Source organism: Planktothricoides raciborskii GIHE-MW2 (assembly GCF_040564635.1).
In the GTDB taxonomy this organism is placed as follows: Bacteria; Cyanobacteriota; Cyanobacteriia; order Cyanobacteriales; family Laspinemataceae; genus Planktothricoides; species Planktothricoides raciborskii.
The window spans coordinates 2421864-2441678 of the sequence record NZ_CP159837.1; the positions used below are offsets into that span (position 1 = coordinate 2421864).

At 45.2% G+C, this 19815-nt stretch carries 20 protein-coding genes and 1 pseudogene; 4 read left to right on the forward strand and 17 right to left on the reverse strand.

The features are described from left to right. Positions 1-76 precede the first annotated feature (76 nt). Positions 77-1357 carry an MFS transporter gene (locus ABWT76_RS10105; protein ID WP_190879605.1) on the forward strand — a complete coding sequence of 427 codons (1281 nt, stop codon included), beginning with the start codon at positions 77-79 and terminating at the stop codon, positions 1355-1357. Between the two features lie 183 nt (positions 1358-1540). On the opposite strand, the gene ABWT76_RS10110 is transcribed toward ABWT76_RS10105, so the two are convergent. The 10 genes from ABWT76_RS10110 to ABWT76_RS10155 form a co-directional block, all read right to left on the reverse strand. Further along, positions 1541-1993 carry a PIN domain-containing protein gene (locus ABWT76_RS10110; protein WP_242050014.1) on the reverse strand — a complete coding sequence of 151 codons (453 nt, stop codon included), beginning with the start codon at positions 1991-1993 and terminating at the stop codon, positions 1541-1543. Continuing rightward, the gene (locus ABWT76_RS10115) at positions 1990-2235 is read right to left on the reverse strand and encodes a hypothetical protein (RefSeq protein ID WP_190879575.1); all 246 of its coding nucleotides are present in this window, start codon (positions 2233-2235) and stop codon (positions 1990-1992) included. Before ABWT76_RS10115 ends, ABWT76_RS10110 begins: the two co-directional genes overlap by 4 nt. A gap of 232 nt (positions 2236-2467) precedes the next feature. Continuing rightward, entirely contained in the window at positions 2468-2860 is a 393-nt protein-coding gene (locus tag ABWT76_RS10120; RefSeq protein ID WP_190879574.1) for a type II toxin-antitoxin system death-on-curing family toxin, read from the reverse strand. After that, entirely contained in the window at positions 2847-3032 is a 186-nt protein-coding gene (locus ABWT76_RS10125) for a DUF2281 domain-containing protein (RefSeq protein ID WP_190879573.1), read from the reverse strand. The genes ABWT76_RS10120 and ABWT76_RS10125 overlap by 14 nt, the downstream gene beginning before the upstream one ends. A gap of 249 nt (positions 3033-3281) precedes the next feature. Next, positions 3282-3698, reverse strand: coding sequence for a putative toxin-antitoxin system toxin component, PIN family (locus tag ABWT76_RS10130; protein WP_054466297.1), 417 nt, complete (start codon positions 3696-3698; stop codon positions 3282-3284). Next, positions 3691-4113, reverse strand: a complete 423-nt coding sequence (locus ABWT76_RS10135; protein ID WP_054466296.1) for a helix-turn-helix transcriptional regulator — start codon at positions 4111-4113, stop codon at positions 3691-3693. Before ABWT76_RS10135 ends, ABWT76_RS10130 begins: the two co-directional genes overlap by 8 nt. A 553-nt stretch (positions 4114-4666) precedes the next feature. Then, positions 4667-5011, reverse strand: coding sequence for a hypothetical protein (locus tag ABWT76_RS10140; RefSeq protein WP_054466294.1), 345 nt, complete (start codon positions 5009-5011; stop codon positions 4667-4669). A 91-nt stretch (positions 5012-5102) separates the two neighbouring features. Then, on the reverse strand, positions 5103-5357 hold the full coding sequence (locus tag ABWT76_RS10145; protein ID WP_054466293.1) for a hypothetical protein: 255 nt from the start codon (positions 5355-5357) through the stop codon (positions 5103-5105). A gap of 313 nt (positions 5358-5670) precedes the next feature. Beyond that, the gene (locus ABWT76_RS10150) at positions 5671-5862 is read right to left on the reverse strand and encodes a hypothetical protein (protein ID WP_054466292.1); all 192 of its coding nucleotides are present in this window, start codon (positions 5860-5862) and stop codon (positions 5671-5673) included. 666 nt (positions 5863-6528) lie between these two features. Beyond that, positions 6529-6963 (reverse strand): PIN domain-containing protein, encoded by a 435-nt coding sequence (locus ABWT76_RS10155; RefSeq protein ID WP_190879572.1) that lies wholly within the window; start codon positions 6961-6963, stop codon positions 6529-6531. Between the two features lie 76 nt (positions 6964-7039). On the opposite strand from ABWT76_RS10155, the pseudogene ABWT76_RS10160 reads away from it, so the two are divergent. Then, positions 7040-7799: pseudogene (locus ABWT76_RS10160) on the forward strand (IS5 family transposase). Positions 7800-7830: 31 nt separating this feature from the next. On the opposite strand, the gene ABWT76_RS10165 reads toward ABWT76_RS10160, so the two are convergent. The 3 genes from ABWT76_RS10165 to ABWT76_RS10175 form a co-directional block, all read right to left on the reverse strand. After that, positions 7831-8091, reverse strand: coding sequence for a hypothetical protein (locus tag ABWT76_RS10165; protein WP_054466290.1), 261 nt, complete (start codon positions 8089-8091; stop codon positions 7831-7833). A 243-nt stretch (positions 8092-8334) separates the two neighbouring features. Beyond that, positions 8335-8637 carry a hypothetical protein gene (locus ABWT76_RS10170; protein WP_054466289.1) on the reverse strand — a complete coding sequence of 101 codons (303 nt, stop codon included), beginning with the start codon at positions 8635-8637 and terminating at the stop codon, positions 8335-8337. Continuing rightward, the gene (locus ABWT76_RS10175) at positions 8634-8816 is read right to left on the reverse strand and encodes a hypothetical protein (RefSeq protein WP_054466288.1); all 183 of its coding nucleotides are present in this window, start codon (positions 8814-8816) and stop codon (positions 8634-8636) included. The genes ABWT76_RS10170 and ABWT76_RS10175 overlap by 4 nt, the downstream gene beginning before the upstream one ends. An 885-nt stretch (positions 8817-9701) precedes the next feature. On the opposite strand from ABWT76_RS10175, the gene ABWT76_RS10180 reads away from it, so the two are divergent. Both ABWT76_RS10180 and ABWT76_RS10185 read left to right on the forward strand, forming a co-directional pair. Further along, positions 9702-11381 (forward strand): CHAT domain-containing protein, encoded by a 1680-nt coding sequence (locus ABWT76_RS10180; RefSeq protein ID WP_190879821.1) that lies wholly within the window; start codon positions 9702-9704, stop codon positions 11379-11381. A 536-nt stretch (positions 11382-11917) separates the two neighbouring features. Continuing rightward, entirely contained in the window at positions 11918-12622 is a 705-nt protein-coding gene (locus ABWT76_RS10185; RefSeq protein ID WP_054466285.1) for a hypothetical protein, read from the forward strand. Positions 12623-12685: 63 nt separating this feature from the next. On the opposite strand, the gene ABWT76_RS10190 is transcribed toward ABWT76_RS10185, so the two are convergent. From ABWT76_RS10190 to ABWT76_RS10205, 4 genes are all read right to left on the reverse strand, one after another. Further along, positions 12686-14041 carry a PrsW family glutamic-type intramembrane protease gene (locus tag ABWT76_RS10190; RefSeq protein WP_072160740.1) on the reverse strand — a complete coding sequence of 452 codons (1356 nt, stop codon included), beginning with the start codon at positions 14039-14041 and terminating at the stop codon, positions 12686-12688. Positions 14042-14942: 901 nt separating this feature from the next. Further along, positions 14943-15140 carry a hypothetical protein gene (locus ABWT76_RS10195; protein WP_054466283.1) on the reverse strand — a complete coding sequence of 66 codons (198 nt, stop codon included), beginning with the start codon at positions 15138-15140 and terminating at the stop codon, positions 14943-14945. A gap of 96 nt (positions 15141-15236) precedes the next feature. After that, positions 15237-15800: a peptide deformylase gene (gene def, locus ABWT76_RS10200; protein WP_054466282.1), complete on the reverse strand. Its 564-nt coding sequence runs from the start codon at positions 15798-15800 to the stop codon at positions 15237-15239. Between the two features lie 181 nt (positions 15801-15981). Further along, a complete protein-coding gene (locus ABWT76_RS10205) occupies positions 15982-19356 on the reverse strand; it encodes a Calx-beta domain-containing protein (protein WP_354636032.1) in 3375 nt (1124 codons plus the stop codon). Positions 19357-19815: the final 459 nt, after the last annotated feature.

Here is a 19815-nt window from a genome sequence, read left to right on the forward strand (position 1 = left end):
AGCCGAATCAAGCGCCAAATAGCAGAAATTAGCCATGATGCGTCGTCTTAAAAATCTCCGACTCTTTACAGGCGGAATGGGCGTTTTCCTTCTCGTCTGGTTTGGACAACTAATATCCCTAATTGGGTCGGGTATGACTAACTTCGCATTGGGAGTGTGGGTGTACCAGCGTACAGGTTCAGTCACCCAATTTTCGCTAATTTTGCTATTTGGTCTGCTCCCCAGTATCGTAGTTTCTCCGATCGCTGGGGCAATCGTTGACCGCTGGAATCGGCGATGGTGCATGATTCTGTCTGACTCGGGGGCGGCGATAACCACAGTGGCAGTAGCTTTATTACTCGCCACTGGTAGCCTTCAACTTTGGCACATCTACCTTGCGGTTGGCCTTGATTCCATCTTCAAAGCCTTTCAGTTACCCGCCTACACTGCTTCCACCTCTTTATTAGTACCGAAAGAAGACCTACCTCGCGCCAACGGCATGGTGCAATCAGCACAAGCCTGCGCCCAACTTGTTTCGCCACTACTGGCGGGAATTTTGCTAGGAACCATCAAACTTCAAGGGATTATTGTCATTGACTTTGCCACCTTCCTGTTTGCTGTAACAACTCTGTTACTCGTTCGTTTTCCTAATGCTAAAACTGATGATGTTCCAGTTGAAGGAACAACCTCTCTCTGGGGCGAAGCACTTGAAGGAGCGACTTATATTTTTGGTCGCCCCGGACTCTTAGCCCTGCTCATTGTATTCGCAGTAGATAACTTTGTGGTCGGATTAGTTGAAGTGTTGCTCACCCCCTTAGTGCTTTCTTTTACTTCGGTCGCCGTTCTCGGAACTATTCAATCCATTGGCGGTGCAGGAATGCTGTTGGGCGGCCTGATTATGAGCAGTTGGAAAAGCCCGCGCTCCATGCTCCCAACCATCTTTGCTTTTGATATTCTGGCTCATCTGTGCATCTTAACATTGGGATTACGCACTTCTTTTCCACTCTTCGCTGTTGCCAATTTTTTATTATTCTTCAGCTTGCCTTTGATCAATGGCTATAGTAATACCATCTTGCTCAAGAAAGTTACTCCCGATATTCAAGGCCGAGTTTTTGCCATCATCAACATGATTTGTTGGTCATGTATCCCTCTGGCTTATGTTATAGCCGGCCCCCTAGCCGATCGCATCTTTGAACCTCTCATGGCGGCTGACGGTTTACTCGCTGGCAGCGTCGGACAAATCATTGGTGTGGGTCCAGGTCGCGGAATTGGCCTCCTATTTATTACGATGGAAATTATCGCCATCATCGTAACTGTTGCCATTTACCGCTATCCTCGCTTGCGGTTTGTAGAACGCGAATTGCCCGATGTGATTTAGCGATCGTTCAGAAACCGGGTTCCTCCCGTAAATCTTGGCTCTTGTTGCCAAAGTTATCACAGAAACCCGGTTTCTTTTGCTGCCTAATTAATTCCCCGGCTGATTAAACCTCTAATTCACTCACCAGGATAATTTTCAATTCTGTCACCCGACTAAGTTGCACATCATTAGACAAGAGTGCTTTCATTCCAAAAAGCCCCCCTTTTTAAGGGGGGTTGGGGGGATCGAGATCGGGATTTTGCACTCTTGTCTATTAGTTAAAAACGCCTCACAACCAGCTACCAAAGCAGTAGCAATTTGCAAGGCATCGGGTAATTTCAATCGGTATCGTGCCTCGATATCCGCCGCCAGTCGCCCAACTGCCACATCAATATTAGCCAAGGTTATTCCTTGCGTATTAGCGAGCAAATCTAAAAAATTTTGTTGTAAAGCACTATCACCAAGTCGGAGCGGTAGTACCATACATTCTGCTAAAGTCACGGGAGATGATATCGCCCGCAACTTACCCCTTTCAATTTCTTGAAATAAGGCATCTACTACAGGAAAAAACGGAGTTACTCCCTGCACATAATAAATCACCGGAGCCGTATCGAGATAAATTTGGGATACCCCCTTTAGCGCCGAATAAATCTTCATAATCCCTCAAATAACCGCTGTTCTCGTTCTTGCCATTCCCCCCGTATTTCATTAACCCAATCTTGAGCATCCTGCCCCTCTAGTAAGTTGGGCGCTATCCCCCTAAACTCACTCAGCTTGTGTTTTTTCTGTTTAACAGTTTGCCGCTTCAATTGCTCCGTTGCATGGCTAATTACCTCCAATTGTTCCTCTGGGTTTAGTTGCTCAATTTCCCGTAAAACTTGCGCTAATAACGGACTCATAATCTTAACCTCCTGAGATTTTCCTAACTTGATGCCTCTAATTTAACGCCGCCCAGGGTGAAGTTGCTGAACTATTCCATTTTTTCCTTAAGTAGGTGAACATAATTAATTGCACTTTTCGTTCCCCTCCGATAGGCTGTGGATTCCCGTCGGAGTTTACCCCCGCGAATGCGTGGGGCGGGAATGACAGTTTTTCTTCTGATATGGTCTGCATTTATTTCTGCCCAACTACTTATATCCGTTGCACAACCTTAACTAACTCATCCACCAAACCAACCTTGTCTAACTCTTTCCGCACTACCCGCAGCACCAGCATATAAGCATCATCATCTGTAACCGCCAACCTGTAACCATTTACCCGCAAAAAAACATCCATAACTGCAAAAGCCGTGGGTTTATTACCATCAATAAACGGATGATTCATCGCCAGATGATAAAGATAAGCCGCTGCTTGTTCTGCGATCGTTTTATGCAGCAAATCCCCAGCAAAGCTGGCTTTAGGTTGTGCTAAAGCCGAGTCTAATAGCCCCTCGTCCCGTAGTCCAAGGGTGCCGCCAAAACTCTCAATTTGGTCAGCATGAATCGATAACACATCATCGCGAGTAATAAAATTAGGAGTTAGCAAGGCGACGATAAACCTCCTGACGCTCCTGTTTGGATTCTAAATAAGCCTGCCAGACTGAATTGCCAGAAATCTGGCGTTTTACCAGCTTCGTTGTATGGCTAATTACCTCCAATTGTTCCTCTGGGTTTAGTTGCTCAATTTCCCGTAAAACTTGGGCTAATAACGGACTCATAATCTTAACCTCCTGAGATTTTCCTAACTCGCTGGCTCTAATTTAACAATTGCCGCCACCGTTGCGTCTTGATAAATTTAACCAATTCTCTAATTTTAATCGGGAGCATCCCCGGTATGGCAACTACTCAAAGGTCGGGTTTGATGATATTTGCTGCTGGTGGGTTTTCAGTTTTTCCTCTAAAAGCGATTCCCGCTTCTGGGGAAAGGGATTTGACCACTTGGGCCAAAGATTCCATTAATTTAATATTTATAAATTCTCCTGTAAATACCGCAAAAACAAAGCCGGAGTCACAATTTGAGTACCGTGGTAGTATTTCAGGGATAATAAATGGTTATCCACGGACACTAAATAATCTGCCTTAGCCTCATAAGCTGCTGCCAAAAATTTATTATCGTCCGGGTCAATTTCATCAAGACGAGTGGCTTGATAAGATCCAGGAATATGCAGGGCGATCGCGGCAATTTTAGCAACCAACACCACTAAGGTCTGCTCAGAAACCCCCCGCTGCGATAACTTTGCCACTAACTCTTCTAAAAGTTGGGGTGACATAACCAGGGCAAATTCGCCGTCAACCCAACTATCCAATATTTTCACCGGACTGCTATTCGTTTTGCTGCCAAAAGCCGCCACAAAAACCGAAGTATCCAGGATAACTTTAAGCATCAGTTTTTACTGTTTCCATATCTGGGGCGATCGACTTAGAATTAGCGATTTCTGCGCCGACTTGGGCGCGAACAGCTTGAAAATCTGCCCAGATTTCTTTAGCAGGACGGGGTGGCATTTCCTCAGCTAAAGCAAATCCCTGTTGAATAATCTCACGAGCTTTGGCTAACACCTCTAGACTAGGAGCAGTGCGATCGATTTCCACTTCTTCCCAGTCTAAAAACAACAAATCATTAGGAGTACATTGGAAAAAAGCACAGAGTTTTGCCAATGTCACCAATTCTATACTCTGTGCCTCTTCCTTCTCTAATTCGGTCAGTTCCCGTTCATCAATTCCGGTAAATTCGGCAATTTCTTCGTTAGTAATATCGCCACAGTTAGCCTTTAATTCAGATAGTTTAGTTATCACTTTCATGGTATTTTAATATTTGATTTTGCTCTGATAATTGATTATAGCATATCTAGCATAAAATTATCAACCAAAAATAACATGAACTCCTGATGCGGTCGTGGCGGTTTCATAAAAAGGACGCTCTTTTCCCTCGGCTGAGGTTTGCGCTTGGTGGGTTTTCAGCTTTTCCTCTAAAAGCGATTCCCGCTTCTGGGGAAAGTGATTGGACGACTTGGGCTAAAGATGCCACTAATTTACAGGGGTTTTCTTTCTTACTAAACCACGATCGGGCGAAGCATGACCGGAGTAGGGGCGAAGCATTCCGGCAGTCTATTTAATATTTTAACAAATAGGTTATCTGCCGGAATGCTTCGCCCTTACAATATTTTCAGCAATAATTTGTCTGCGGTCATGCTTCGCCCCTACAGGTGTTTGTGGTTTTTTCGCGGAGAAAATTGGTGTAATTTGGTGTAATATTGATAAATTATCATGTGCCAAAGAAACCGGGTTTGTTCAACAAATATTAGCCAAAGTCTCAAAGTTAAAAGTTATTCAAGAAACCCGGTTTCTCCATCGACTAAAGACTATTCTCGTCCCGGAGACTTTGCACGACCTCCAGAGGCAAATCTGTCAACTTCATCACCTGCTCTACGGTCATTCCTGACTTGAGGAGATTTCGGGCAATTTGTTGTTTGCCTTGAAGAATTCCCTGTTGCTTACCCCGTTTCTCACCCCGTTGCTCACCTCGTGCTTCTCCAATCAGTTCTCCTTCGCGGAGAATTGCTTGATAAATGACTGACTCTCTCATAATATCCCTCCTCATTATTTCACTAATCGTATATTCATCTAATACCAACCCAGCTAAAATCTGACTGGCGGCGGTGAGGTTACTGCGATCGCGCCTTTCCTCTATTTTATCCAATTCAGTTGGCTGAGAAACCGGGTTTGTTCAACAAATATTAGCCAAAGTCTCAAAGTTAAAAGTTATTCAAGAAACCCGGTTTCTCCATCGACTAAAGACTATTCTCGTCCCGGAGACTTTGCACGACCTCCAGAGGCAAATCTGTCAACTTCATCACCTGCTCTACGGTCATTCCTGACTTCAGGAGATTTCGGGCAATTTGTTGTTTGCCTTGAAGGATTCCCCGTTGCTCACCCCGTTGCTCACCTTCTAATCTGCCCCGTTGCTCACCCCGTTGCTCACCTCGTGCTTCTCCAATCAGTTCTCCTTCGCGGAGAATTGCTTGGTAAATGACTGACTCTCTCATAATATCCCTCCTCATTATTTCACTAATCGTATATTAGACCTCTTGCAAAATTCCTAAAAGCCCCCCTTAAAAAGGGGGGTTGGGGGGGTCGAAATATTTATTTCACTAATCGTATATTCATCTAATACTAACCCAGCTAAAATCTGACTGGCGGCGGTAAGGTTACTGCGATCGCGCCTTTCCTCTATTTTATCCAATTCAGTTGCCACTTGCTTTCAAACTTCATAGGGGTTGTTTGTATTACTCAAAACCGCAAAGGGCAACAAACCGGGCAACTGGAAAAAAATTTCTTTCGGTTGTTCCCACAGCCGAATCACCCGAAAGGTGGCAATTCTTCTATGCGAAAATAGTCTTGTCTAACTAACGGTGAATTACTCGGTTTTAAGTAAACCACCACTTGCACCATTCGCTTGTGCGGAAACCTTCGATACACCCGCAAGCGATAGTCCGCCATCCGAAAGAAAATCTCTTCTGAAGGTTTGGTTTGAAATTCGACATGAAGCACCAAATCTTCAGACTGTTGCAGGATTAAAGAATCAGCCCTAATCGGTTCTAGGGATAATTAATTGGGACTTAATTGGGTTAATTTCACGGATTTTCCTAGCAGCCAAGTTGCTATAGCGTCCGGGAATGTTTCGGCGATGAATTTGCAAGTATTGTCGTACATTTATTGGCTTTAAATTATTGATAATTTTTATTATATTATTTTAATGATAATTTGGCTTATTAACCGAATAAATCCAGCCCAGATATGTTCAAATAATTGGGCATAGCGTTTTAATAAAAAAAACACGCTTTGCCGTATCTAAATAGACGATATTCCCCCCTGCCAAAGCATAAAAAATACCCATGTTTTATCTCCAACAGGCGACGATCGCACCTCTGGAGAAAGCGATCGGATAACTTTGGCTAAAGAACCCACTAATTTACAGGGTTTCTCTTTCTTACTAAACCACAATCGGGCGAAGCATGACCGAATTCAGATTAATATTTTCAGCAATAATTTGTCTGCGGTCATGCTTCGCCCCTACAAATGTTCGTGGTTTATTCAATAGAAAATTGCTGTAATATTGATAAATTCTCCTTTGGCAAAGAAACCGGGTTGCTTCAACAAATCTTAGCTAAAGTCTCAAAGTTATGGGAGAAACCCGGTTTCTTTTGCCCCCAAAATCTACGATCGCACATCCATCGGATGCACTGCCGTCACTTCTGCATACCGGGCAAAATCCCTGATATTAAAAGTTAAAATATGAGTCAATCCATGCACCACCATTGCTGCCACCAACCGCGCATCATGGACATTAACTCCCCTCACCCCATAAGTCAGCACCAACCTTTCCCACTCAGAATAAATGGCTAACGTATCTGGTAAGAGCAAAAAAAGCCCTTTTAACCGATTTACTTCGGCAGCAGCTTCCGTTGGGGTATGCCCTAAACCATTCTTGTCCGCAGGGCGGGTGTAAACATTCCAAAACTCGATTAAATTTTGGGGAATGATACAAAGCTGATGGCTTTGACCGCGTAAACTTGTGGTGGCATTGATGGCATTAGCGTGCATAGGATGGGTGGGGTCTGCACTCCGCAGCAGAATATTAGGGCGTGTCATCAATTGGAAGACTTGACAAAAAGCAGGAGAAATGCAGAGGTAGAAGCAGAAAACTTTTTAGATCATCAGGTGAATTATGCGCCGTTACGCTCTCAGAGACGACCAATGGGAAAAAATTGAGCCTCTGCTTCCGGGCAGAAAAGGACATGTCGGAGTTACGGCCAAAGATAATCGTCTCTTTGTTGAAGCAGTTCTCTATCGCTATCGTGCCGGTATTCCTTGGCGTGATTTACCCGACAGATTTGGTGATTTTAGGGTGATTCACACTCGATTTAGTCGTTGGTGTCGTTCTGGGGTGTGGGAGAATATCTTCCAGTTACTGGCAGAAGATGCGGATGATGAATATGCCATGATTGATAGTACGATTGTGCGAGCCCATCAACACAGTGCCGGGGCGGAAAAAAAGGGGGAGAAGACCAAGCCATTGGACGTAGCAAAGGGGGGTTGAGCACTAAGATTCATGCCACTTGTGATGCACTGGGGAATCCGACCGGATTTCATTTAACTGCGGGGCAAGCCCATGACTTAGAGGGAGCGGATGTCTTGTTACCAGAGATAGAAGCGGAGGCAGTTTTAGCAGACAAAGCATATGATGCAGATGAGCGAGTTCGAAAGCGATATCTTCCGCCAAAAAATGTGAGGCGGTGATTCCCTCAAAAGGGAATCGCACAGTCTCTTACCCATATGACAAAGAGCTTTATAAAGCCCGTCATTTAATTGAGAACTTTTTTGCCCGTCTGAAGCAATATAGAGCGATTGCAACTCGTTATGATAAGACTGCTCGTAATTTTTTAGGAGCAATTTATCTCATCGCTTCTGTCATTTGGCTTAATTGATGACACGCCCTAGTATCAATCAAAAATGACATTAGCCCCTTTCTCCATAAATACTTTCTCGGCTAATCGCTTCATCGGATAAATAAGGCTGGTTGCGCGGGTGACTCTCAGCCCACTCCCGAAATGCTTTCGCCCATTCTGCTGGAGTCGCAGTTTCATAAAAAGGACGCTCTTTTCCCTCGGCTGAGGTTTGCTGCTGGTGGGTTTTCAGCTTTTCCTCTAAAAGCGATCGCTCTTCTGGGGAAAGCGATTGGACGACCTGGGCCAAAGATTCCACTAATTTAATGTTCATAAATTCTCATAATTGCTCAGAAACCGGGTTACTTATATAAATCTTAGCTAAAGTATCAAAGTTATTGCCAAGAAACCCGGTTTCTCCATCGACTAAAGACTATTCTCGTCCCGGAGACTTTGCACGACCTCCAGAGGCAAATCTGTCAACTTCACCACCTGCTCTACGGTCATTCCTGACTTCAGGAGATTTCGGGCAATTTGTTGTTTGCCTTAAAGGATTCCCCGTTGCTTACCCCGTTGCTCACCTCGTGCTTCTCCAATCAGTTCTCCTTCGCGGAGAATTGCTTGATAAATGACTGACTCTCTCATAATATCCCTCCTCCGGAATCTCACTAATCGTATATTCATCTAATACTAACCCAGCTAAAATCTGACTGGCTGCGGTGAGGTTACTGCGATCGCGCCTTTCCTCTATTTTATCCAATTCAGTTGCCACTTGCTTTAAAACTTCATAGCGGTTGTTTGTATTACTCAAAACCGCAAAGGGCAACAAACCCGGTAACTGGAAAAAAATTTCTTTCGGTTGTTCCCACAGCCGAATCACCCGAAAGGTGGCAATTCTTCTATGCGAAAATAATCTTGTCTCACTAACGGTGAATTACTCGGTTTTAAATAAACCACCACTTGCACCATTCGCTTGTGCGGAAACCGTCGATACACCCGCAAGCGATAGTCCGCCAGTTGCTCAATTTCCCGTAAAACTTGCGCTAATAACGGACTCATAATCCCAACCTCCTGAGATTTTCCTAACTCGCTGCCTCTAATTTAGCAATTGCCGCCACCGTTGCGTCCATATCGAGCAGAAACCGGGTAATTGACGTAAATCTTAGCTAAAGTCTCAAAATTATCCCATAACCCCGGTTTTTTTGCTGCCAATTCATTACTTTACCGCGTATATTAGTATCAATTAAAAATGACATTACTTTACCGCGTATATTAGTATCAATTAAAAATGACATTAACCCCTTTATTCGTAAGTAGGTGAACATAATTAATTGCACTTTTCGTTCCCCGTCGATAGGCTTTGGATTCCCGCCTGTAGGAAGGAGAGAGAATAGAGAATAGAGAATAGAGAATAGAGAATAGAGAATAGAGAATAGAGAATAGAGAATAGAGAATAGAGAATAGAGAATAGAGAATAGAGAATAGAGAATTTTCCTATGCATCCTCTTTCCTATGCATCCTCTTTCCTATGCATCCTCTTTCCTATGCATCCTCTTTCCTATGCATCCTCTTGCCTATGCATCCTCTTTCCTCTAATGGGGTCTGTGGTGCATTTATTTCTGCCCGTCTACTTAAATGCTTTCTCGGCTAATCGCTTTATCGGATAAAGATGCCCGATCGCTTGAGTGACTCGCCGCCCACTCCCGAAACGCTTTGACTCTTTCTGCATCAATATCAGCCAAGGTTATCCCTTGCGTAAGTCCTAAAGTAGCTGGGAAACTTGACCTGAAGCCTGCCCCCGCGAAACCTGCCCCCATTCTGTCGGCCGATCGCCCCATTCGGGAAAACCATCCCTCAAAACGTAGCAACACCAAAAACTGTAATCCCTGAACCGATCGCAGATAAACTGGAAGAAAATCGGTTTAAACAGAGAGTCCTAGTTGAATGTCTCAGTCTGAGATGCCGTGTCTGAGCATTGTGATCGCGCCATTAAAAGAAAGTCTGGGTCAAGGGTCGTTGACCCCGACCCAGGACATCCCCATCAGAACGGGTGGGACAAATCACCCTGGGAGTCATTTCGCCATTTGGGTCGTCAAAGCACCTTATCCTGGAGGCTACGTCCATCACGACTGTCTTTGGTCAGACAGCCTCAACAAAAGGTGCCAAGCATGGCAGCAAATGTTTTCTCCCAACCCCCCGGCTTTTGGCTCAGAAATTGCCGTTTTCCCGAATCAGATCGGTGAATCCATCAGCTATAGTTCGAGATTGATGCTGGAACTGGGCACAAATCTTTGGGAATTTATCTTTAAAGATGCAATTGAAAGCACGTTCGCCCAAAGTCTAGGCATTGCGATCGGCAAGCAACAACCCTTACGAGTGCAATTAGATATTAGAGATCCGAATTTAATCGCCTTGCCGTGGGAGATCGGCCAACCAAAGGCTGGGAAACCGGCGATTTCTCTCAATCCACAATTGCGATTTAGTCGCACCACCAGTGATGTAGACCCATTATCTAATGTCACCAGTAGTCATCATTTAAATATCCTGCTGGTTTTGGGCAGTGATGCCGAACCGGAAAAACCTAACATTCCTCTACAATTGGCCAAAGAAGCGGATGCTTTAAGAAAAATTTTACAACAGCCGATTGTCAGCCAAAAGGAAGGCGATCGCCATCTACCAATGCCCACGGTGCCTTCTTATGTGCATACATTAATTCAACCGACCAAAGCTGAACTAATCCAACAATTAGAAACCGGCAAATATAATATTATTTTTTATGCAGGTCATGGGGTAAAAGCCCCCGATGGGGGTCAACTTTTACTGCGACCAAATACCACCCTTAGCGGTACAGAATTAGCCCAACTTCTCGTTGCCAATGGCGTAGTTTTGGCGGTTTTTAACACTTGCTGGGGGGCGCAACCATTTATCCGGGAAAATCAACAAGCGATTCCCCGCAGTAGTTTAGCGGAAGTGCTGATTCATCACGGATTGCCCGCAGTTTTGGCCATGCGGGATGAAATTACCGACGAAGAAGCGTTAAGCTTTATTCAAGCCTTTGCTGCGGGGTTAGCCAACCGAATGGCGATTGATCGGGCAGTGGCGATCGCCCGCCAAAAGTTATTAACGCTTTACAAATTTAATCAACCCGCTTGGTCATTGCCGGTGTTATATATGCACCCAGACTTTAACGGGGAACTGATTCAATCTTTGGAATCATTAATTACTCAATTGCCAGACAATTCAACCACAGCCTTAAGCTTTTCTGCACCAGTGGCATCGTTGCGACCTGTGGAGGATTACAGCCAACAATTTTCCCCGGAACAAGTGTGGCACATTCAAGGGGGACGCTTAACCGTAGGAAGGCGATCGGAAAATGATTTAGTGATTCAAGAACGTTGGGTATCGCAACAACACGCAGAAATATTTTATCGGGATATTTCTGGTCAAGAAAACCAAGAACCGGCCTATTTTTTGCGGGACTTTTCTCGTTATGGCACGTTAATTTTAGCCCCGCAAGGATGGCAAAAAATTCACCATCAAGAAGTCCCCCTCAAGTCAGGGGATCAGATTAAATTTGGCAGTTCCCAGGGTTTAACCTTAAAGTTTGTAATTGAAGGACAGTAATATTTGTTGTTGGTTGGTGGTTGGTGGTTGTTGGTTGTTGGTTGCCCTTCGGCCATTCGCATCCCGACCCTTCGACCCTTCGCATCCCGACCGGCTCAGGGGTCAGGGGTCAGGGGTCAGGGGTCAGGGGTCAGGGGTCAGGACATCGCTTCGCGGAAGTTGAGCCCTGAGCGAAGTCGAAGGTAGCGAAGCCGAAGGTAGCGAAGTCGAAGGTAGCGAAGTCGAAGGGCAAGGTGGTTGTTGGTTGTTGGGTAGGGATTCTTTGGTTGGTGGTTGTTGGTTGTTTGTTATGATTTCAGCGAATCACAAATAACAAATGCTTAACAACAAACAACAAATAACCAATAACAAATAATTAACAAAAAATAACCAACAAACAAATAACAACAAATAACAAATAACAAATAACAAATGACCCTGAGTCAATTTTTCCTTCATATTTTCCTTCATAATATATGCGGAACTATCAAAAATACCGTTGTAGGTAGCGGTAAGAATAGAACGGGAGCAATCCCAAGATCAGGAGCAGAATCAAAATGTTTAATCAATCAAAAAAGTCTAGCTTTTTCCCAGACTCATTTCCGGTAGAGTTGGAATTATTGGATTCACTGGTAATAGATGAAATTGCCTATCCGTGGAATCCCGCAGACCCAGAGTCAGAAGTTTATTTTCAAGCGATCGAACAAGATTGTGGGTTGGAAGAGCTTACCGATGAGGTTTTGGCCGCGAGAACCCCAATCTGGGTAGCTCAATTAGAAAAAGTTTGGCAGGAAGTCGATGGAGCAAATTATCAAGAAAACTATCAAGAAAGTCATCAAGAACATCATCAAGAACATCATCAAGAACATCGCGCAATTGCCCAACTAAAACAAGCAATTTATGCCAAATTTGCGGATTTTGTGCCGGTGACATGGTTAGAGGAGATCGCCACCTCGGCGATCGAAGTCATTCAAACCGGCTGTCAAGAACTGAACCAGATGCCATTAGCGGAGCAACTGGTGCAATGCGTTCATCACTTGTTACCGGACTGGGCTAAGGAAGACTTGCAAGTATTAGCGCGTCCATTCGCCTTTGCCATGCGGGGCAACTCTGCGGAATCAACCCTGGTAGGAGCAGATGGGTTGAATTCCGGTGTTTGCCAGTGGACGGAACTATCAGAGATTGAAAGAGCTCGCGTCAGTTTTGCGATCGCCCGTTATGCTTTAGCCGAATTAAACCAAATAGAAGAATTGGGTCAATAATTGTTTCCGAAAAAATGATCTAGCCCATAACTCAGGCAATCATTCAGCCATCTCATTCAGCCATCATTGCCCTCGTAACCGAGTGGCAAAATTTTCTGCTCGCGTGGGGGAGAGCGATCGCGCTTTCAAAATGGCAGCGCCTAAAAACGCATAAGATAAAATGCCCACAATGGCCAGGACATGATATCCCAAAATTACTGTAGAATTCCAGAGGGCGTGCAAACCAGAGGCACAAAGATATCCCACCCCTAAAATCAACCAACGTTGCTTGGGTTGCAACACACTCAAGCCGACAAAATAGCCCAAATAACCACTGTAAGCCGTATGACCGGCCACAGATCCTAATATCCGAGGAATTAATAACTGTAATCCTTGGAGTTCTCCGACTTCTTGAACAATCTGCGGTACATATTGTCCTAAAGTCTCTAACAGGGTAAATCCAACCGCTGAGGCGCTGCCTAATAAAATCCCATCCAGGGGTTCCCAAACTCCTAAGCGTTCTCTCCAGGGCGATCGCAGCGATCGGCCTATCACCAATGCCATCAAAACGGGCAAAATTTTTACCAATTCTTCCATTAAACCGGCGCCAAAAAACATGGCAGTAAGTAAATGGAAAAACGAGACATTTGTCGGATCGGGAAGTGAACCGGGCAAAATGTCTCGGAAAATAAAAATAAACACAGATAAAAGCGGACTTAATAGCACCACCATAGTGGCGATCGCACAGCCGAAAAGCCACCACCAGGGCTTATGTTTGCCACAAAGTTGGTAAACACAATAATAACCACTAATGCTCAAATAAGCCGCAAGTAACAGATTAAATAAACTCGCATTGCCCAAAGTAGCAAACATCAAAACTACAAATAACACCGTAATGCTACCGGGAATTAAATAAGCTTTCCGCCTTAAATCCCGACCTGTAGAAAGAATCGGGAATAATTGGGTAAAAGTGAGATTATTTGCCGATTGAGATGGTAATATTCCTGACTGTTTACCGCCTTGGCTTGGCGGAGTATTGTTGACTATTGTTTGACGTGGGCTAACATCTTCAAAAATAAATTCTGGGCCATTTTTACTCAAAGAAATGCGATCGCCCACCATCAACTTTTGAGAACCGCGCAACCGTTTCCCATTAACAAAAGTCCCATTAGAACTATTCAAATCGCAAATTTCCCAATAGGTTTGACCATTAGGGAGATTTTGCTTAGGTCTAATCACCGCATGGTGCCGAGAAACCATCACATATTGTTGGGGCTGTACCAGAATTTGACAACTCGGATCTCGTCCTAGCACCACCTCAACCGTTGAAGACAAGGGATAACGCTGGGGTGGTTGACCGGGGATATCTGGCTGACCTGTGTTTCCCGTTCCATGAAAGATTTGTCGTAGATAAGCCTCTTCAGGATCTTTCTGGGTCATGGAATTTTAAATGATTTTAATGATAAATAAATTTTGGCAGACAATCCAAGATGATCCATTATATCCCATTCCCAACCTAGAGGGACATTGTAGGGGCGAAGCATTTTGGCAAAAATTTCTGGAAAAATCCTCAAATTTGGGTCAAAATGCTTCGCCCTGGTTCATCCCGGAGAAAATGGAGAAAATTATGATCAAATTTTCGTTGACATCGATTTGAACGGGCGCTTGTAGGGGCGAAGCATTCCCGCAGAAGTTAGATGGTTAGAAGCGTGAATTTTTGCCGGGAATGCTTCGCCCTTACCAATACTGGCAGAAGTTAGATGGTTAGAAGCGTGAATTTTTGCCGGGAATGCTTCGCCCTTACCAATACTGGCAGAAGTTAGATGGTTAGAAGAGTGAATTTTTGCCGGGAATGCTTCGCCCTTACCAATACTGGCAGAAGTTAGATGGTTAGAAGAGTGAATTTTTTCCGGGAATGCTTCGCCCTTACCAATACTGGCAGAAGTTAGATGGTTAGAAGCGTGAATTTTTGCCGGGAATGCTTCGCCCTTACCAATATAGCACTTGGCAGAGTTATGAAGTATAAAAAAACCCTGTCATTCCCGCGCGGGAATCCAGAAGACCTCTGTACTTCATCGGGATCATAACCGCTATATATTTATTTCAATTGTACTTGAGACAAAGCATCAGGGGCGCAAACCGCCGCGCCCAAAGAAGCAAATCAACAGATATCGTAGGGGCGCGGCGGCTTGCGCCCCTAGATAATTGTATTAATCTTAATTGAAATAACTATATTTGTGGTGCCCTAATCATAAAAACGCTGTACATAAATAATCACCAAAGGAAAAAAGGGAAAAATTATTCCCTTTTTTATAATTAATCTAATTAATCTTAGCTGAGATTAATTACCTTGAGCATTACGAATAGCGGCAACAAATAAAAAACCACCCAATGGCACACTTAGAGTAAGAATCACACTTGTGATCGCCGTACCAAGCTGCGGAGTTCCAGAAGATAATTCAAACACTGAACCGACCGCTGCAATTCCGGCGATACAAGCACCACCGAGATAGAGATAACTTTTTGGATCGATTGGCATGACAATATTTAGGTAAGAATTAGGTAAGAATTAGGTAAGCTAAAAAATGGTTGACAGTTCACTGTCAACCGTAAACAAGAAAGATTTTCGTTAGACTTAAGTCAATTTATGAACAGCTTTCGGCGAAAAACCATGTTTTGTCAGTTCTTCGGTTAAAGCGAGAGAATTTTCTACCCGGTCAACAAACAGAACCCCCGTGAGATGATCCATTTCATGTTGAATACAACGAGACAATAAACCATTCGCGGTTAAAGTTTTTGGTCGGCCATGCTCATCTTTATAAGCCACCTCGATCGCCTCTGGGCGCTTCACTTCCAAATACACGCCAGGAATGCTTAGGCAACCTTCTTGGAAAACCGACAATTCCCGACTATATTTCTTAATCGTCGGATTAATCAACACCACCGGGGGAGTAGCGGGGTTATCCGGTTCGCAGTCCACCACAATCAATTGTTTTTGAATGGCCACTTGGGGCGCTGCTAACCCAATGCCATCAGCACTATACATGGATTGCAGCATTTCCCGCACCAACTCGCGAATTTCGCTATCAACCCGGGCAATGCGCTTGGCATTTTGACGCAAGACGCGATCGCCCAGATAGTGAATCTCTAACGGGGGCTGATCTAACTTTTTCTTTTCTACCAGAATTTGAGAACTCATTGGCTTTTGGCTAACTGGGCTAAATTTCCAGATTTAGTTTTCTAGTTTAGTTATTTTCCATCGTAACGAAAAGTGAAGCGCGATTCATCACCAGAAACGTTATTGGTTATTGGTTATTCGTTCTGGGAATTAAATGCCAGATAACAAATAACCAATAACCAATAACCACCAGAAGCAAAAATTAGCCACCATTATTAATCAATTGAATCGTGGCTTCAGCCCCGAGGGGATCTTCATACCCGTTGCCCTTAAGCAACTTAAAGGTAATAAATTCAGTCAACGTCTCACCGCCGACCCGATCATTCAGAGGTGTAATTGGGATTGTGACTGCTTCTTGACCCACAGGAATGGTAATGCTTCCGGTCAGTGAGGCGGCATTAAAATTAGGCAGCTTGCTGGTGTCATAGTCAATACCAGGAGTTGCGGAATCCTTTACCGTGTTATCAATCTGGTAATTCACGACCACCTCGTTAGCGCTACCGCCAAAACGGCTAATCTTAAATTCTCCCCCAATTTCCGAGGCATTTCCTGCTTCCAGGGCAAGGGGGTCACTGGGAGTAAAAATTAATACCGATGTTTCATTATCTAAAACCGTCACCGTCGTCTGATTTTTCTCAGGATCTAGGGCATATTCGCCCCCTGGTGGCTCTTGTAAGACGACATCGATCACTTCATTGGGTTCACGGGTGAGATCGTCCAACGGAGACACCTTGACTTTTTTGGTTGCTGTGTTAGTCGCTGAATTAAAATCCGAGGGATTAAACGTCACGCTAGTGGCACTGATTGTATAGTCAGATCCATTCTCAGCGGATCCGCCAACGGTGTAATTGACTGTAATTGGTGCTTTGATTGCCCCCTTGAGGGTAAATGTCAAATCAACGGCTTGAGCCAAATTATTTTCCGCAATTCGCCCAGAGGCTTCCAGGGAAACCGTAGGTTTATCATCATCCAACAGGTTGAGGGTGGTACTTTTATCGGCGCCGATATTGTAGGCTGTGGGATTCGTACCGGGTAGCAGGTCAATGATGATAGTTTCCGGCCCTTCTGTCTCGGTATCATTGAGATCCTTGGGTACGGAAACCGTAAACTGGGTCGTACCTCCGCTAATGGTGACGGCAGTTTTTGTCGGGTCTGTGATTCCGGAAATAATATAATCACTTGGGGGCTGAGGTGGTTTAGCGGAATCGTCAGCCCCAAGTTTAGCGGTGCCACCAATTTGAAGATTGACCAGTTGAGGCGGTTGTTGAGCACCTAAGCTACTGCTAATTTCAAAAGTAGCTGTATTACTGGGGTCGGCTTCATCGGCCAGATCGTCGATTTTACTAATGGTCAGCGTCGGAATATCATCATCTAATATCTTGACTGTCGTATTTTTGATGGAATCAAATTGCGCCGTGGAGGGATTGGGATTAGCCAAGGCTAACTTAATCTCTTTCGTCCCATCTGGGGTGGGGGGAGTATCGTCCAAAATGGGAATGCTGATGGTTTTCACACTTTCGCCATTGGCAAACTCCACACGCAAGCCGCTACTACCAAAGATATTGGTGTAATCAGTCCCAGGGGTAGCCAATTGCGTCCCAGGCGTGGGGGTAGCCGCCGCATCCAAAATCAAATTAACCGAGACCTTCCCCTTGGTGCCACCGTTGCGTCTCACCTGAACATCAATCGATCCCTTATTTTCTTCTACGATATATTCCGCAGCCGCAAACTCTAAGTTACCCGGATCGTCATTATCTTGAATTTTTACCGTGGCAGTGGTTTGGTCGCCAAGTTTAGCATTTTCTCCCTGAAGATTGGTCAATGCTAACTCAATGGTTTCTGCGGGTTCATCGAGGTCATCGTCCTCCAGGGGAATTACCACCTTTTGTTCGCTTTCATCGGCTGCGAAGGTAACCTTCAAGGGGAAATCGGTGTCGTCGAAATCAAACTGTTCGCCTTCCGCTACCGTGCTTTTTCGTGTGGCGGTTCCGCTGGTGAGAGCCACATCAACGCTTACTTCTTGAGTCAAGCCGCCGGTACGTTTCACGGTAATCGGGGCTCCTATCTGTTCACCGTTCTCGTTGAGGATGAATTCCCCCAAGCTAAACGAGATCACTGCTGGTTCTTGTTGAACTGGCTGCGGCGGCGTGACTGCGCCAGGTCCGCTGGTGGCCGGAATGCTGGGTTGCAATTCTTGATTCTCCTGGGAGGCGGGGGCTTGGGGTTGGGACACTGGGAGGAACTTGTCGCGAGTTAAGTCAGCAGCAGTAATGCCATTTAATACGGCTAGGGTTTGGCCGGTGAGTTTATCTTGAACGATCACCTTCCCAGCATTTTCTCCAATGCCATCAAAAATATTCAGGTCTTCAAACTTCAGGGCTCCATCTAGCTGAAGCAAATCTGTGCCGTAAGCCCGAAAATCACTGATGTTCGCTGCTTCAGCGGGGTTAAACGCACCGTTACCCCGAATCAGGCGGAAAACATCATCCCCTTCCCCGCCAGTGACGGTATCTCCTGGGTCAAGAATTAAGGTGTCGTTGCCTTTATCGCCAAAGACTAAATCCCTGCCAGCACCCCCCCGCAAAATATCGGTGCCTTGCCCCCCATAGACCGTATCGTCTCCATCGTTACCATTGATGATGTCATTGCCTTCGTTGCCGCTGATCTGATCATTTCCTTCTCCGCCAGAAACTTCGTCATCTCCAGATCCGGCGATCAGCACATCATTGCCTTTGTCCCCAAACATCCGGTCATTGCCACCGCCACCACTGGCGGTATCGTTGCCTTGGCCACCATAGATGAGATCATTGCCGTCCTGGGCATCAATGATGTCATTGCCTGCGTTGCCAAATACTTGGTCGTCGCCAAAACCTGCGAGGACAATATCATCGCCATCACCGGCTAGGATGATGTCGTTATTGTTGCCAAAGCCAAAGGACAAGCTGGGGTCATCCCCTAGGATCTGGTCATTGCCAGCACCCCCATCGATCAGATCGCTGCCTTTGCCACCGATGAGAAAGTCATCGCCTTCTTCACCAAATACTTGGTCGTTGCCATCGCCACCATTGCCGGTATCGTTGCCATTGCCACCGACGATGATGTCGTCTCCCAGGTCGCCGTTGAGGTCATCGTTGCCATTGCCACCGGAGAGCAAATCGTTGCCTTGCCCACCCCAGAGGCGATCTTCTCCATCACCCCCATCGAGTTGGTCATCTCCTTGGTTGCCATAGATCCAGTCATCCCCAAGATCCCCGGAGATGACATCGTTACCGAACCCACTGGTTAAAGGGTCTGTGTCTGTGTCGTTATTTTTCCCATCGCCGTAGAGTGTGTCGTTTCCGGCACCACCATTGATGGCGTCATCTCCCTCACCGCCGTAAACTATGTCATCATCTTGATTGCCATTGAGGACATCATTGCCTTTGTTACCGTATAGTTCGTCGTTGTTTTCGTTGCCTTGCAGATTATCATCGGACAATGTACCAATTACGGTATCTTTTCCTAGGCCAGCGCTATAAGAAACTCCGACGGAAAAATCCTTACGTTCATCTTGGCTGATTGCTATGTTCTCTTCCATGATTTGAACCTATAAACTCATAAAACTGGTAAGCTTGAAGCCAATGATATCCAAATTGGCTTGTGGGGGCGCGATCGCCTCTGAGAAAATAGCCCGGGCTAGATTCCTCTAGATTTTTGTCTACTTGTCCATCAGCATTGCTTAGGAAATTGATGGTGTAGGAGCGAGAAAGCTTTCTCGCCGCTAATATCCGTTGACTGGTTGGTTATTTTTACCCAGAGAAGTTGATTGATCTAGGCGATCGCACCAATCTATCACTTGGAGGTTCCAACACGAGGGAGAACACTGAGCGCCATTGAACCCTATATGGAAATGCACCTGACGACATATTTGACATCTCCACGAGACGACAATCAAAAAATAAACCACGGACACCTCTGGTCATCAGCTTTCCGGAGGATTCCGTAGTTTTTGTCTAACACAATAGCGGAAACCTTGGCAAAAATCCTAGGACGACTT

Excerpts from the sequence above, each read along its gene's own strand:
- ABWT76_RS10135 (WP_054466296.1), bottom strand. The coding sequence starts at position 4,113 with ATGAAAGTGATAACTAAACTATCTGAATTAAAGGCTAACTGTGGCGAT.
- ABWT76_RS10185 (WP_054466285.1), top strand. The coding sequence starts at position 11,918 with ATGTTTAATCAATCAAAAAAGTCTAGCTTTTTCCCAGACTCATTTCCG.
- ABWT76_RS10155 (WP_190879572.1), bottom strand. The coding sequence starts at position 6,963 with ATGACACGCCCTAATATTCTGCTGCGGAGTGCAGACCCCACCCATCCT.
- ABWT76_RS10105 (WP_190879605.1), top strand. The coding sequence starts at position 77 with ATGGGCGTTTTCCTTCTCGTCTGGTTTGGACAACTAATATCCCTAATT.
- ABWT76_RS10175 (WP_054466288.1), bottom strand. The coding sequence starts at position 8,816 with ATGAGTCCGTTATTAGCGCAAGTTTTACGGGAAATTGAGCAACTGGCG.
- def (WP_054466282.1), bottom strand. The coding sequence starts at position 15,800 with ATGAGTTCTCAAATTCTGGTAGAAAAGAAAAAGTTAGATCAGCCCCCG.
- ABWT76_RS10190 (WP_072160740.1), bottom strand. The coding sequence starts at position 14,041 with ATGACCCAGAAAGATCCTGAAGAGGCTTATCTACGACAAATCTTTCAT.
- ABWT76_RS10145 (WP_054466293.1), bottom strand. The coding sequence starts at position 5,357 with ATGAGAGAGTCAGTCATTTACCAAGCAATTCTCCGCGAAGGAGAACTG.
- ABWT76_RS10180 (WP_190879821.1), top strand. The coding sequence starts at position 9,702 with ATGTCTCAGTCTGAGATGCCGTGTCTGAGCATTGTGATCGCGCCATTA.
- ABWT76_RS10195 (WP_054466283.1), bottom strand. The coding sequence starts at position 15,140 with ATGCCAATCGATCCAAAAAGTTATCTCTATCTCGGTGGTGCTTGTATC.
- ABWT76_RS10205 (WP_354636032.1), bottom strand. The coding sequence starts at position 19,356 with ATGGAAGAGAACATAGCAATCAGCCAAGATGAACGTAAGGATTTTTCC.
- ABWT76_RS10125 (WP_190879573.1), bottom strand. The coding sequence starts at position 3,032 with ATGAGTCCGTTATTAGCCCAAGTTTTACGGGAAATTGAGCAACTAAAC.
- ABWT76_RS10115 (WP_190879575.1), bottom strand. The coding sequence starts at position 2,235 with ATGAGTCCGTTATTAGCGCAAGTTTTACGGGAAATTGAGCAACTAAAC.
- ABWT76_RS10110 (WP_242050014.1), bottom strand. The coding sequence starts at position 1,993 with ATGAAGATTTATTCGGCGCTAAAGGGGGTATCCCAAATTTATCTCGAT.
- ABWT76_RS10165 (WP_054466290.1), bottom strand. The coding sequence starts at position 8,091 with ATGAACATTAAATTAGTGGAATCTTTGGCCCAGGTCGTCCAATCGCTT.
- ABWT76_RS10130 (WP_054466297.1), bottom strand. The coding sequence starts at position 3,698 with ATGCTTAAAGTTATCCTGGATACTTCGGTTTTTGTGGCGGCTTTTGGC.